Source organism: Dellaglioa sp. CoH-57-MRSF-21, assembly GCF_056781915.1.
Genome location: NZ_JBXAXU010000004.1, coordinates 1 through 13,275, shown reverse-complemented (window position 1 = coordinate 13,275; position 13,275 = coordinate 1). Strand labels below are relative to the sequence as shown.

The window sequence follows — 13,275 nt, the reverse complement described above, 5'->3', positions numbered from 1 at the left end:
ACATTAACACATTTTTATATGGTAAAATGGTTTGAGTATTGAAAGGAAGGTGTTTAATATGGATGTTCATAATGTTGAACTTGTTATGAGTGCCGTTGCACCAGCACAGTATCCAACAGATGGTATTCCTGAGATTGCACTGTCAGGACGTTCTAATGTTGGAAAATCATCATTAATAAATACGTTAATAAATCGTAAAAGTTATGCGAGAACTTCTAGTCAGCCTGGAAAAACGCAAACATTGAACTTTTATAACGTGGAACAAAAATTATTTTTCGTAGATGTTCCAGGATATGGATATGCAAAAGTGTCAAAAACAGAACGTGCAAAGTGGGGACAAATGATTGAAACCTATTTAGCAGAACGTACTTCTTTAAGAGGGGTCATTTCATTAGTTGATGCTCGACATGAGCCAACAAAATTAGATGTTCAAATGGTTGATTTTCTTCACTATTACGATATTCCTGTATTGGTTGTTGCGACAAAGAGCGACAAAATTTCTCGTGGTAAGTGGAATCAACATGAGAGTATCATAAGACGTTCATTGTCTTTGACACCTGAAGATGATTTTGTTTTATTTTCGGCTCAAGACAAATCTGGAAAAGAAGAGATTTGGCAATGGATTGAAAGTCATACAGAACTAGGAGAAAAAAATGGAATTTAATGAATATCAAGAAGCAGCAAATCGCACATTATATGGAACTGAACAAGTTTTAACAAATTGTGCATTAGGTGTTGCGGCTGAAGGTGGACAATTAGTTGATTTAATTAAAGATTATACTTTTAAAGGTCGAGAATTAGATAAAGTGAAATTAACTAAAGAAATGGGAGATGTACTTTGGTATTTATCCCAAATTGCTGAATGGGCCGATATTGAATTTGATGATGTTGCAAGAGATAATATTTTAAAATTAAATAAACGTTACCCAGATGGATTTAAAAAATAAAAAAATTCAGATAAGTTTATAACTTATCTGAATTTTTTTATTTTTTAGGTTTCGATTCTTTAACATCAGAACTAGGCTTCTCTTCCGTTTCTGAAGACTTAAGTTCAACTTTAGCAGGATCTTTAGGGTCAAGTGCAAATTTATCAAATAAACTTTCCAAGTTATCTTGGCGTTGGATTTTTAAGCTCATAATTGTAGCCTCCTTATGTAAATATAGAATAACAGTTTATTAAAATGAATACAAGACAACTGATTAATGCATAAAAAGCGCTTTAAATAACTTTTATATGTATAAAGTCATTTATTATATGTATTTAATTGCATAAAAAATCTTTGTAGCATATAATCGATTTATTCACTAATAAGAGAAATTAAAAAAGAGGAGTAAATTGATGCAAATAAATAAAAAATGGTTTATAGGTATATTAATCGCATTTTTCATGATGTTAGTTGGTAGTAATCAAGTAAGTGCTGCAACTGGTAACTCTTTACAGAATGTTAAGGATAAGGGAACGTTAGTACTTGGAACAAGTCCAGATTATCCACCCTATGAATTTCAAACAACAGTTAATGGCGATGATAAAATCGTTGGATTTGATATTTCAATTGCACAAAAAATTGCTAAAGACATTGGAGTTAAGTTAGTAATTAAGAAAATGGATTTTGACTCATTACTTGTTGGCTTAGAAACTAATAAAATTGATATGGTTATTTCAGGTATGAATCCGTCGGATGATCGTAAAAAAAGTATTGATTTTTCAGATGTTTATTACAATGGAAAACAAATGATGTTGGTTAATAAGACTGATGAAGATAAATATAAGACTTTAAATGATTTTTCTGGGCTATCAGTTGGGGCTCAAACTGGATCGCTTCAATATACAATGAGTAAAGAACAAATAAAAAATGTGAATATTAAAGGGTTGGCTAAAGTAACCGATTTAATTTTAGCGCTTAAAAGTGGTAAGGTAGCGGGTGTTGCCATGGAAGAACCAACTGCTAAAGCATACGCACAAAATGATAGTTCATTAGCAGTTGTTAATCCTGGATTTATCTCAGCGCCTGATGCAAGGGGAGCTGCAGCCGGATTTGCAAAGAATTCCGATACTTTGGTGGCAGCTGTAAATAAGTCTATTAAAGAAATTAAAAAGAAAAATTTAATAAATACGACATATTTACCTGAGGCTAGTAATTATTTAACAAAAAATACATCGGATAACACAATGATTCACTATTGGAAATATTTTGCCAAAGGAATTGGTTATACTTTATTAATAACGGCGGTTTCAGTTATTGTTGGTGTTATATTAGGAACGTTGCTAGCACTCATGCGTTTGGGCAAAAATAAAGTGATTAAAGTAATTGCAGTATCCTACATTGAATTTGTTCGTGGAACGCCTCTAATGATTCAAGTGATGTTTGTGTACTTCGGTATTGGAATGTTAGTAAATATTCCAGCGCTAATTGCAGGTATTATTGCTGTATCGCTTAATTCAGGCGCATATATAGCTGAAGTAATACGATCGGGAATCTCTTCTGTTGATGATGGACAAATGGAAGCAGCAAGAAGTTTGGGGCTTTCACAGAAAGAGACGTATCAGTCTGTTATTATTCCACAAGCACTAAAAAATATTTGGCCAGCTCTGGGAAATGAATTTATAACATTAATAAAAGAAAGTTCAATTGTTTCTATTATTGGTGTGACTGATTTAATTTATCAGATGAAAATGGTTCAATCAGCTACTTATAAAGGTATTGCGCCTATCTTTGTTGCAATGTTAATTTACTTTGTTTTAACATTTAGCTTATCTAAATTATTAAATTACTTTGAAGGGAAGATGAAGCATGTCTAAAATTATTGAAGTTAATAAATTAAGAAAATCCTTTGGAAAAAATGATGTTTTAAAAGATATTTCTGAATCAGTTGATAAAGGACAGGTTATCTGTGTGATTGGACCATCAGGATCTGGTAAAAGTACCTTTTTACGTTGTCTGAATCTACTTGAAGTTCCTACATCAGGGGATATTTTATTCGAAGGTGAAAATTTAACAAGTTTAAATGAAAAAGACTTAAATCAATTGAGAGAAAAAATGGGGATGGTTTTTCAAGGTTTTAATTTGTTTCCAAATATGAATGTAATTGAGAATATAAAATTGGCTCCCATGAAAGTTAAAAATATATCAGATAAAGAGTCAGCTGATATAGCTACCAATTTATTAGAAAAAGTTGGATTAGCAGATAAGGCACTACAATATCCAGATAGTTTATCTGGTGGTCAAAAGCAACGAGTTGCGATTGCCAGAGCATTAGCCATGGATCCAGAAGTACTCTTATTCGATGAGCCAACTTCAGCATTAGATCCTGAAATGGTCGGAGAAGTACTTAAAGTTATGAAAACGTTGGCTAGTGACGGAATGACGATGGTAGTTGTGACACATGAAATGGGTTTTGCTAGAGAAGTAGCAGATCAAATTTGGTTCATGGATCAAGGATATATTCAAGAAAAAGGACGTCCAGAAGATGTTTTTGATCATCCGACGTCAGAACGTGCGCAAGATTTTTTATCAAAGATATTGTAAAAAAATAGATTTCAGATAGACTCCCGTCTATTTGGAATCTATTTTCTTTATTCAAACGCTTGTTCGGGGTATAATTAAAGCATATATTAACGTAAAGAAGGTGCCTCGATTGGCTTCAGAGCATATCGAAAATAAATTAGCATTATTACCAGCATTACCAGGATGCTATATCATGAAAAATTTAAATAGTCAGATTATTTATGTTGGGAAAGCAAAAAATTTAAAAAATCGGGTGCGTTCTTACTTCAAAAGTGCGCATGATGGAAAAACAGCTAAATTGGTTTCTCAAATTGTTGATTTTGAAACAATTATTACATCCACTGATAAAGAAGCATTTCTGTTGGAAATTACTTTAATTCAAAAACATCAGCCGTATTATAATATAAAATTAAAGAAAGGTACTGGATATCCATATATTAAAATTACAAATGAAAAAGACCCAATGATGCAAATCGTTAGTCAGGTTAATAAGGACGGTGGATTTTATTTTGGTCCTTATCCAAATGTTTATGCAGCTCAGGAAACATTGCAGTTTTTACAAAAAGTTTATCCTTTAAGAAGATGCAATGGATTTCAGAAGCGACCATGTTTGTATTATCATATGGGGCAATGTTTAGGCTCTTGTTTTAAAGAAGTTCCGCATGAAAAATATGAGGCTCAAATAAAAAAAATCAAATCATTTTTAAATGGTAATGTGATTGTAGCAAAACAAAAACTAAAAAAAGAAATGAGTAAGGCAGCGGATGAAATGTTATTTGAACGTGCCGCTGAATTACGTGATCAAATTCATTTTATTGAAGTTACTGTTGAAAAACAAAAAATCATTTCAAATGATAATACACCTAGAGATTTGTTTAATTTCTATCTGGATAAAGGTTGGTTGTCAATTCAAGTTTTCTTTATTAGGCAAGCACGATTAATGAAGCGAGAAAAAAGACTTTTTCCAATTGTAACAACGGCTGAAGAAGAAATGGCAACTTTTATCCTTCAGTTTTATAATCGAAAAAATAATGTGTTACCAAAAGAAATATTAGTTCCAGCAGGAATTGATACAGATATCTTATCTGATATCTTACAAGTACCAATTCGGACACCACAACGTGGGCAAAAAAGTGAACTTTTAAAATTAGCTAAAAAAAATGCTCGCTTAGTTCTTGAAGAAAAATTCAGATTACTAGAATTAGATGGGCGCAAAACAACTGGTGCCATGAAAGAAATTACAGACGCTATGGGGATTCCAGAAGGTCATCGAATAGAATCTTTTGATCACTCACATATACAAGGGACTGATCTGGTATCAGCCATGGTTAGTTTTATTGATGGTAAACCTGAGAAGAGCGAATATCGCAAATATAAGTTGAATACAGTTGATCATGCGGATGAAGCAGCAAGTACACGTGAAGTTGTTCGCCGACGTTATACACGTCTTTTGAAGGAAGGTAAGCCTATGCCAGATTTAATTTTAATGGATGGTGCTGAAATACAAATAGAAGCTGCAAAAGACGTTTTAAGTAATGAATTAGATTTAATGATTCCAGTAGCGGGGATGGTTAAAAATAACAAGCATAAAACATCTGATTTAATGTTTGGTGATGCTGATCAAAGACTATCATTGGATCCAAAGAGTGAAGGGTTTTACCTTTTACAAAGGATTCAAGATGAAGTCCATCGATTTGCCATTACCTTTCATCGTCAAGTTCATTCAAAGAACTCACTTAGTTCTCGTTTAGATTCTATCCAGGGTGTTGGGCCAAAAACCAAAACGAAATTGTTAAAAGAATTTGGGTCGATGAAACATATTAAAGACGCTTCAATGGAAGAGTTACAAGGATTAGGTATTTCAAAGACAGTCGCACAAACAATAAAATTATCATTATAAATTTACAAAAGGAGTCCTTAATGACAGAGATTTATGTCATTAAGGACTCCTTTTTATTTTAAAATAAAGAAGAGCTATCAGGTATTATCCTGATAGCTCTTCAAAGTTAAACGAATTATTTCTTATTTTCTTTTGCAACTGGACGCCAGATACCGAGGATAATCCCTGCAACTGCAGCACCAATTAAAACAGAAAGTAAGTAGAACGTTTTATTTGTAGCTAAGGCAATTACCCAAAGACCACCATGAGGTGCAGGAACAGAGACGTTCCAGAATTGACTTAAACCACCACCGATTGCAGCACCAATTACACTTGATGTAATGACGTGTAATGGATCTGCTGCTGCGTAAGGAATAGCACCTTCAGTAATAAATGAAATACCAAGAATGTAGTTTGACAAACCGGCTTTTCTTTCATCTTCAGAAAATTTATTTTTCCAGAATGTTGATGCAATAGCTATTGCAAGTGGAGGAATCATACCACCAACCATAACAGCAGCCATCATTTTACCATCACCAGTAGAAGTGAAGACACCAATTGAGAATGTATAAGCTGCTTTGTTAAATGGACCACCCATATCGATAGCCATCATAGCAGCAAGAATTGTACCGATTAAGACGGCATTGGCTGTTCCCATATGAGTTAAGAAATCTGACAAGACATGATTAATTTGTGCGAAGATAGGATTAACCATAAAGAACATAATCGCGCCGACAATTAATAAGGATAAAATAGGGTAGATTAGGATAGGTTTCATCCCATCTAGTGATTTTGGTAAGTTTTTAAAGAGTTTTTTAAGACCGACAATAACATAACCGGCAATAAAACCAGCTGCTAAACCACCTAAGAAACCAGAAACAGATTCAGTTTTAATAACATTTGCGGCAGCAAAGTTAGCCATGTAACCACCAACAATACCAGGCATAAGGGCAGGACGATCACCAATACTCATAGCAATAAAACCGGCTAAGATAGGTACTAAGAAAGCAAATGCATAATTACCAATTCCATTTAAGAAGATAAAAGTTTGTGAACTTGAGCCACCGGGAACGTATTGTTCAACGATGAATGAGAGTGCCATTAAGATACCGCCACCAACAACAAATGGTAACATGTGTGATACACCGTTCATTAAGTTCTTATAAATTTCATTCCAAACACTACCAGAGGTTTCTTCATCATTTTCAGCAGCGTCGGTTCCTTTAGCATGATAAATAGGTGCTTTTCCGTTTACTGCGGCAGTAATCAATTCTTCGGCTTTTTTAATACCATCGGTAACAGGACGGTTAATTAAAGGTTTGCCATCGAAACGATCCATAGCAACTTTTTTATCAGCGGCGACAATGACACCAGACGCACGTTTAATTTCTTCGTCAGTTAAACGATGCTTAATACCTTCTGAGCCATTTGTTTCAACTTTAATGTCAACGCCCATCTCTTCAGCTTGTTTGATGAGGGCAGCTTCAGCCATATAAGTATGAGCGATACCAGTAGGGCAGGCTGTTACAGCGACCACGTATGGATTACCTGATGGTTTAACATCAGTGTTTTTAGCAGCAAGTTGTGCAGCAGCTTCTTTTGCTTCTTTTTCATTTTCAGCGGCAGTGAAGGCAGCTTGAACCTCATCTGGAGTTGTGACTGTTTTTAATTTATCAACTAAATCGGGATTAATTAATAGACTTGATAAAGCAGCTAATGCTTGTAAATGGGCATCGTTTGCACCTTCAGGAGCAGCAATCATGAAAAATAAAAATGTAGGTTGACCATCAAGTGAATCATAGTCAAGTCCTGCTTTACTTTTAGCAAATAGGACAGTAGCACGTTTAACAGCTTTATTTTTTGCATGTGGCATGGCAATACCTTCACCGATACCAGTAGTTGATTGTGCTTCACGTTTTAGAATGTCTTGTTTGTAAAGTTCCTCATCATCAATCACGCCAGCCTCAAAGTATTTATGTACCATTTCATCAATTGCTTCGGCTTTTGTTGTTGCTTGAAGATCCATAATCATGACATCTTTAAGTAATAATTCATTTAAGTCCATAGTGTAAAACTCCTTTTATAATAGTTAGATTTTCTTAATATCAATTTGTGGTAAAATTTCGTTAATTTTTTCAATAGTTGCAATATCTTCAGAAAATGCAGTTGCGGAGCCACAAGCTAGTCCATATTTAAAACTTTCAATAGGATCATTAGTTTTTGCAAAGGTACCTGTAAAACCAGCAATCATTGAATCGCCAGCACCAACTGAATTAATAACAGTCCCTTTAGGCGCATTACTTTGGTAAACAGCATCTTTAGTAATCAATAGGCCGCCATCGCCAGCCATTGAAATTAAAACATGTTGTGCACCTAATTCTAATAATTTTTGACCATATTTCACAATATCGTTGATACCGTTTAAAGTAACATTGAATAATTCGGCTAATTCATGGTGATTTGGTTTCACGACGAGAGGTTTTTCACTAATTGTTTTCAATAGTGCTTCACCAGTTGTATCAATAACAAATTGTGCGCCTTTAGAACGAATTACTTTAATTAATTCATAATAAAAATCTTGAGATAGGTTAGGAACTAAACTACCAGCTAAAATGACAGTATCATCAGACGTCAATGTTTCAAATTGCTCATTGAATAGTTTAAGTTCATCATCTGATATTAGAGGACCCTTACCATTTATTTCGGTTTCTTGGTCAGCTTTTATTTTAATATTAATTCTAGAATCAGCTTTTATTTTTGTAAATTGAGTATCTAGGTGATTAGCTATCATAGCTGACTTAATAAATTCACCTGTGAATCCACCAATAAAACCAAGTGCTTTATTAGGTTGATTCAATTCATTTAAAATTCGGGAAACGTTTATACCTTTACCACCTGGTAATTTTGTATCATAATCCATCCGATTAACTTCGCCAAGCGTTAACTTATCTAGTTGAACGATGTAATCAATAGAAGGATTTAAAGTTACTGTGTAAATCATTGTTGTACCTCCAAAATTTTTGTTTGTGTTTTATAATTTTCAGAATCAGTTACCGGCAATTTATCAGTGATAATTGTAGCCTGATTAAGATCTGCAACTTTAATGAATGAAACTTGGTTAAATTTTGATTTGTCGGCTAAAACATAAGTTTGTCGACTTTGATGAATTGCGGCCAGTTTAACTGCGGCTTCTTCAGGATCTGGTGTGCTAAATCCAAATTTATTGTTAATTGAATTAATACCGAGAAAGACTAAATCAAATTGAAGGTTCTTGATTGATTTAATACTATCAGCTCCCACAATAGCCTTTGTATTAGCTTTAACTTGACCACCGATGACGATTGTTCTAATATCATTTTCAGAAAGAGAAAGTGCATGATTAACACCGTTTGTAACAACAGTTAGATTGTTAACTAACTTAAGATAGGGAATCATTGCGAAAGTTGTACTACCAGCATCAAGAAAAATCACATTATTAGGTTTGATTAAATTTGCAGCAGCTTTAGCAACTGCTATTTTATTTGGCGTATTTAATGAAAATTTTTCTTCTAAATTTGCTTCAACTTTTAATGATTGGATGCTTTGTGCACCACCATGAACTCTTACTAATTCACCATCAGTTTCAAGCTGCTGTAAATCGCGTCGAACAGTTGATTCTGAGACATTTAATTTATGACAAATATCTTGTAACTTAATATAACCATGTTTGTCAATTTCAGAAATAATATATTGGCACCTTTCAATTGTAAGCACTTTCTCAACTCCTTATAAATAAAATACCACCAAAAACATTCAAAATCAACCAAAAACATTCAAAAATACCAAAAAAATTTGAAATATGAGAAATTGGCTTGAATTTTTAAAAGAGTTAAGTAAATACATAGACAAATGACTTTTTCTTCTTTAAAATAGTAAGTTAGTAGTCAACGGAAAGAATAGGTGATCGTATGTTTATAGATCAAGTTACAATTGAAATAAAAGCAGGTAAAGGTGGCGACGGGATGGTAGCGTTCCGTCGAGAAAAATATGTACCTAATGGTGGACCAGCCGGTGGTGATGGTGGCCGTGGTGGTAGTATTGTATTTGAAGTAGATGAAGGATTAAGAACTTTAATGGATTTTAGATACAGTAAACATTTTAGAGCTGAATCTGGTGAAAAAGGAATGATTAAAGGGATGCACGGACATGGTGCACCTGATAAAAGAGTTCAAGTACCAGAAGGAACAACAATTAAAGATGCTGAAACAGGAGCAGTAATCGCTGATCTCGTTCATAAAGGAGATTATGCTGTTGTTGCCAAGGGTGGTCGAGGTGGTCGTGGCAATATTAGATTTGCTAGTCCTAAAAATCCAGCTCCAGAAATTTCTGAAAATGGTGAACCTGGAGTAGAACGTAAAATTCAACTTGAATTAAAAGTTTTAGCTGATGTTGGGTTAGTTGGATTTCCATCTGTCGGTAAGTCAACGCTTCTTTCAGTTGTGACAAGTGCCAAACCTAAAATTGCAGATTATCATTTTACAACGTTATCACCTAATTTAGGGATGGTTCGTTTAGATGATAACCGTGATTTTGTTATTGCTGATTTACCCGGATTGATTGAAGGGGCTTCAGTTGGCGTTGGATTAGGAATTCAATTTTTACGTCATATTGAGCGGACACGTGTTATTCTTCATTTAGTTGATATGAATCCTGAAGAAGGTCGTGATCCGTTTGACGACTATCTTAAGATTAATAAAGAATTAAAAAATTATGACCCTGAATTACTTGAACGTCCGCAATTAATTGTGGCAAGTAAGATGGATATGCCAGGGGCTGCAGAACAGTTAGAAGCATTTAAAAAACAATTGGCAGAAGATTCTACAGTGGAAGAAACACCTCGTGTATTTTCTACTTCTTCTATTACTCGTGAGGGACTACAAACCTTAATGAATGTAGCTGGTGATTTATTGGAAGAAACACCAATGTTCCCAGCACTAAACTTGAAAGAACAAGAAGCACAACAAAAAATCTATGATTTCGAAAAAGAACAAGAAAAATCTGCACCTGATTTTGTTATTAATAGGGATGAAGATTTAACTTGGGTTCTTTCTGGAGAAAAATTAGAACGTCTATACCAAATGACAAATATGGACCGAGACGAAAGTTTGATGCGTTTTGCACGTCAACTTCGTGGTATGGGTGTCGATGATGCTTTACGTGAACGTGGTGCTAAAAGTGGGGATATAGTGAGAATTGATAAATTCTCATTTGAGTTCGTTGAATAATTCGGAATATTAATAATTTACGGTTACGCTATCAGCAAATAAAAGGGTAATTTATATAAGATAAGAGGAGAACGGAACAAGATGGATAAGAAAAAAAGATTAAAAAAAGCCAGATATATTACTGGCTTTGATGGCGTGAGGACATTGGCTGTTATTGGGGTTATCCTTTATCACCTCGTGCCATCTAGTCTACAAGGTGGATACTTAGGTGTACCGATATTTTTTGTTGTATCGGGTTACTTGATTACTGATTTACTTAATCAGGAATGGGAACAAAATAAAAAAATTGATGTTCTAGGCTTTTATATTCGACGGGTTCGACGACTTTATCCAGCGTTATTGACGATGTTGATTGCAACTATTGCCTATATAACACTATTTCAAAGAGAGTTATTGAAAAATATTCAAGAAATTTTCGCATCAAATTTGTTATATGTTTATAATTGGTTTCAAGTTTTGCACAAAGAATCATATTTTGATCATTTCGGGACGCCATCACCATTTACGCATCTTTGGTCGCTATCAATTGAAGGTCAGTACTATTTTTTCTGGCCTATTATAGTGGCGTTGCTAATTGTGTTTTTAAAACGAAAAGAACGGATTTTTAATCTTATCTTTATCTTAGCTTTTATTTCCGCATTAGCGATGGCCTTCTTGTATAAAGCAGGATCTGATCCAAGTCGTGTCTATTATGGAACGGATACAAGAATGTTTTCAATTTTATTGGGGTCAGCACTTTCATTTATTTGGCCAAGCAGTTCTTTAAAAAAGGAAATTTCAAAAAAAGGCCGATTTGTTTTAGATGCGTTAGGTATAGTATCGCTCATAACAATTATTAGTTTGTTTTTGACTATGTCAGATCAAAGTTCGCTTGTTTATCGTGGAGGGATGTTTTTCTTTTCAGTTTTAGTTATGATTTTTGTAGCTACAATTGCACATCCTGGAGCGGATATGAACAAAATTATGACAAATCCTGTTTTTACTTGGGTTGGTAAGAGAAGTTATGGCATTTACCTATATCAATTTCCAATAATGGTATTCTATGAGTCAAAGATTCAGAGTATAGGTGATCATCCATGGCTAAACGCGCTAATTGAAATATCTATCATTTTATTAGTGAGTGATTTGTCATATCGATTCTTAGAAAGACCTCTACAAAGATTTAATTATAAACAAACATTTACATTTATTAAAGAAACCTTTACAAAGGATATTAAAAAAACTCGTCAAAAATTTTCTATTATTGTGGGTGCATTAATAATTGGTATAGCGTTGTTTGGAATAATTAACGGACCAAGTCTTTCAATTACTGGAGTGAATGCTTTACAGAATACTATTAGTGAGAATGCTAAAGTAGCTGATAAAAAGAATGCTGACGCATTAAAAAAACCGAGCTCGTCTAGTTCTAAGAAAAAACAATCAAGTAGCAAAAGTGCTTCTAAAACTAGTTCTTCAAAAGTAGTTGCTGAAAAACAAAGCCCAACATCATTAACAAAGGCTGAGACAAAAAAAGCCTCAAGCGTATATGCAACGGCAATTGGTGATTCTGTATTGGCAGATGGAGAAAACATATTACAAGATGATTTCCCACATATGTATGTTGATGCAAAAGTCGGTCGTCAGGTATATACAGCTGCTGATGATATTAGGTTGTTGGCTAAGCAAGGTAAACTTCAAGATAACGTTGTTATTGGTTTAGGGACAAATAGTCCATTTACAACCGATCAGTTTGACGATATTATGAGTGCAGTTGGTTCGGGGAAACAAGTTTACTGGATTAATGTACATGTCCCAACAAGGCGTTGGGAAGGTACCGTTAATAGCATGTTGGAGACACAAAAGAAAAAATATTCAAATTTGCATATAATTGATTGGTATTCATATAGTAAGGATCATACAGAGTGGTTTTATGATGATAATGTTCATCCAGATCCCGATGGTTCAAAGTATTATGCAACGTATATTGCAAGACAATTAATTAAAAATATGTAAAATACTTAAGAAGCCCTACAAACTATGGTTTGTAGGGCTTCTTATTTTTGGGTCTGCGTCAAATAGTGTTGGTGAGACGATAAACGTCTAATTTAATTAAGGGAAATCCAAAAGGATTTCCTTTTTTTAGTTATGAATTAATAAAATTCTTTCAAATAGATGATGCCAGTTTCTGAAACCGTAACAGCTACGTTTAAGTGTTTTAATTTTTCGGTTAAGTCCCTCTATAGGGCCATTTGAATATGGTGAAGATAAACTATTTTTAATATAATGCTGATTCTTTTTAAAAGTGGTTATTACAGTATCCATTTCACTGTTATTAGGTTGATAGTCTTCTAATAACTGAGTTAAATTAGAAGTGTCGGCTTTATTGATAGCTAATAAAATATCTTGATATGTTTCATAGACTTTTTTGAAGTTAGAACTTTGTTCTAATCCTAAATCAACAACATTCTGTTGCGTCATATATTCTTTCGTACTAAAAAAATAAACAGATTTTGAACTTTCTAGTTCTGTTTCTTGTTTGTGAAAAAGGCGCCACTGAGTTTTTAAAGCTTTGTAATAATCCCTTTATGGTTGTCAGATGAAATAATATAATTTCATCCGATAATCATGGAGGGATTTTTGTATGTCC

11 protein-coding genes and 1 pseudogene are annotated in these 13,275 nt (G+C 33.8%); 7 read left to right on the top strand and 5 right to left on the bottom strand.

The genetic code is table 11. The features are described from left to right. The first annotated feature begins 58 nt into the window (after positions 1 to 58). Both yihA and AC1RPQ_RS05220 read left to right on the top strand, forming a co-directional pair. Complete coding sequence (gene yihA, locus AC1RPQ_RS05225; protein ID WP_481761714.1) at positions 59 to 664, top strand: ribosome biogenesis GTP-binding protein YihA/YsxC; 606 nt, start codon at positions 59 to 61, stop codon at positions 662 to 664. After that, positions 654 to 947 carry a nucleoside triphosphate pyrophosphohydrolase family protein gene (locus AC1RPQ_RS05220; RefSeq protein ID WP_409022416.1) on the top strand — a complete coding sequence of 98 codons (294 nt, stop codon included), beginning with the start codon at positions 654 to 656 and terminating at the stop codon, positions 945 to 947. The genes yihA and AC1RPQ_RS05220 overlap by 11 nt, the downstream gene beginning before the upstream one ends. A 37-nt stretch (positions 948 to 984) precedes the next feature. Here the strand turns inward: AC1RPQ_RS05220 and AC1RPQ_RS05215 are convergent, their stop codons facing one another. Continuing rightward, the gene (locus tag AC1RPQ_RS05215) at positions 985 to 1,137 is read right to left on the bottom strand and encodes an SPJ_0845 family protein (protein ID WP_409022417.1); all 153 of its coding nucleotides are present in this window, start codon (positions 1,135 to 1,137) and stop codon (positions 985 to 987) included. 202 nt (positions 1,138 to 1,339) lie between these two features. Between AC1RPQ_RS05215 and AC1RPQ_RS05210 the strand changes: the two genes are divergently transcribed. The 3 genes from AC1RPQ_RS05210 (at position 1,340) to uvrC (ending at position 5,406) form a co-directional block, all read left to right on the top strand. Then, positions 1,340 to 2,800, top strand: a complete 1,461-nt coding sequence (locus tag AC1RPQ_RS05210; RefSeq protein ID WP_481761715.1) for an ABC transporter substrate-binding protein/permease — start codon at positions 1,340 to 1,342, stop codon at positions 2,798 to 2,800. Beyond that, positions 2,793 to 3,527, top strand: a complete 735-nt coding sequence (locus tag AC1RPQ_RS05205; RefSeq protein ID WP_409022419.1) for an amino acid ABC transporter ATP-binding protein — start codon at positions 2,793 to 2,795, stop codon at positions 3,525 to 3,527. Before AC1RPQ_RS05210 ends, AC1RPQ_RS05205 begins: the two co-directional genes overlap by 8 nt. A 109-nt stretch (positions 3,528 to 3,636) precedes the next feature. After that, complete coding sequence (gene uvrC, locus AC1RPQ_RS05200; RefSeq protein WP_481761716.1) at positions 3,637 to 5,406, top strand: excinuclease ABC subunit UvrC; 1,770 nt, start codon at positions 3,637 to 3,639, stop codon at positions 5,404 to 5,406. Between the two features lie 115 nt (positions 5,407 to 5,521). Here uvrC and AC1RPQ_RS05195 read toward each other — a convergent pair whose 3' ends face one another. The 3 genes from AC1RPQ_RS05195 to AC1RPQ_RS05185 are packed head-to-tail and all read right to left on the bottom strand — an operon-like array spanning position 5,522 to position 9,138. After that, positions 5,522 to 7,450: a PTS fructose transporter subunit IIABC gene (locus AC1RPQ_RS05195; protein ID WP_409022421.1), complete on the bottom strand. Its 1,929-nt coding sequence runs from the start codon at positions 7,448 to 7,450 to the stop codon at positions 5,522 to 5,524. A 24-nt stretch (positions 7,451 to 7,474) separates the two neighbouring features. Beyond that, entirely contained in the window at positions 7,475 to 8,386 is a 912-nt protein-coding gene (gene pfkB / locus AC1RPQ_RS05190; protein WP_481761717.1) for a 1-phosphofructokinase, read from the bottom strand. After that, positions 8,383 to 9,138 (bottom strand): DeoR/GlpR family DNA-binding transcription regulator, encoded by a 756-nt coding sequence (locus AC1RPQ_RS05185; RefSeq protein WP_481761718.1) that lies wholly within the window; start codon positions 9,136 to 9,138, stop codon positions 8,383 to 8,385. Before AC1RPQ_RS05185 ends, pfkB begins: the two co-directional genes overlap by 4 nt. A 194-nt stretch (positions 9,139 to 9,332) precedes the next feature. Between AC1RPQ_RS05185 and obgE the strand changes: the two genes are divergently transcribed. Both obgE and AC1RPQ_RS05175 read left to right on the top strand, forming a co-directional pair. Further along, the gene (obgE, locus tag AC1RPQ_RS05180) at positions 9,333 to 10,649 is read left to right on the top strand and encodes a GTPase ObgE (RefSeq protein WP_409022424.1); all 1,317 of its coding nucleotides are present in this window, start codon (positions 9,333 to 9,335) and stop codon (positions 10,647 to 10,649) included. A gap of 81 nt (positions 10,650 to 10,730) precedes the next feature. Further along, on the top strand, positions 10,731 to 12,641 hold the full coding sequence (locus AC1RPQ_RS05175; protein WP_481761719.1) for an acyltransferase family protein: 1,911 nt from the start codon (positions 10,731 to 10,733) through the stop codon (positions 12,639 to 12,641). A 126-nt stretch (positions 12,642 to 12,767) separates the two neighbouring features. On the opposite strand, the pseudogene AC1RPQ_RS05170 reads toward AC1RPQ_RS05175, so the two are convergent. After that, a pseudogene (locus tag AC1RPQ_RS05170) lies at positions 12,768 to 13,190 on the bottom strand (transposase); the annotation flags it as partial. Between the last annotated feature and the right edge of the window lie 85 nt (positions 13,191 to 13,275).

Bases quoted from the DNA above. Each gene is read 5' to 3' on its own strand.
- yihA (WP_481761714.1), top strand. From the start codon at position 59: ATGGATGTTCATAATGTTGAACTTGTTATGAGTGCCGTTGCACCAGCA.
- AC1RPQ_RS05220 (WP_409022416.1), top strand. From the start codon at position 654: ATGGAATTTAATGAATATCAAGAAGCAGCAAATCGCACATTATATGGA.
- AC1RPQ_RS05215 (WP_409022417.1), bottom strand. From the start codon at position 1,137: ATGAGCTTAAAAATCCAACGCCAAGATAACTTGGAAAGTTTATTTGAT.
- AC1RPQ_RS05210 (WP_481761715.1), top strand. From the start codon at position 1,340: ATGCAAATAAATAAAAAATGGTTTATAGGTATATTAATCGCATTTTTC.
- AC1RPQ_RS05205 (WP_409022419.1), top strand. From the start codon at position 2,793: ATGTCTAAAATTATTGAAGTTAATAAATTAAGAAAATCCTTTGGAAAA.
- AC1RPQ_RS05195 (WP_409022421.1), bottom strand. From the start codon at position 7,450: ATGGACTTAAATGAATTATTACTTAAAGATGTCATGATTATGGATCTT.
- pfkB (WP_481761717.1), bottom strand. From the start codon at position 8,386: ATGATTTACACAGTAACTTTAAATCCTTCTATTGATTACATCGTTCAA.
- obgE (WP_409022424.1), top strand. From the start codon at position 9,333: ATGTTTATAGATCAAGTTACAATTGAAATAAAAGCAGGTAAAGGTGGC.
- AC1RPQ_RS05175 (WP_481761719.1), top strand. From the start codon at position 10,731: ATGGATAAGAAAAAAAGATTAAAAAAAGCCAGATATATTACTGGCTTT.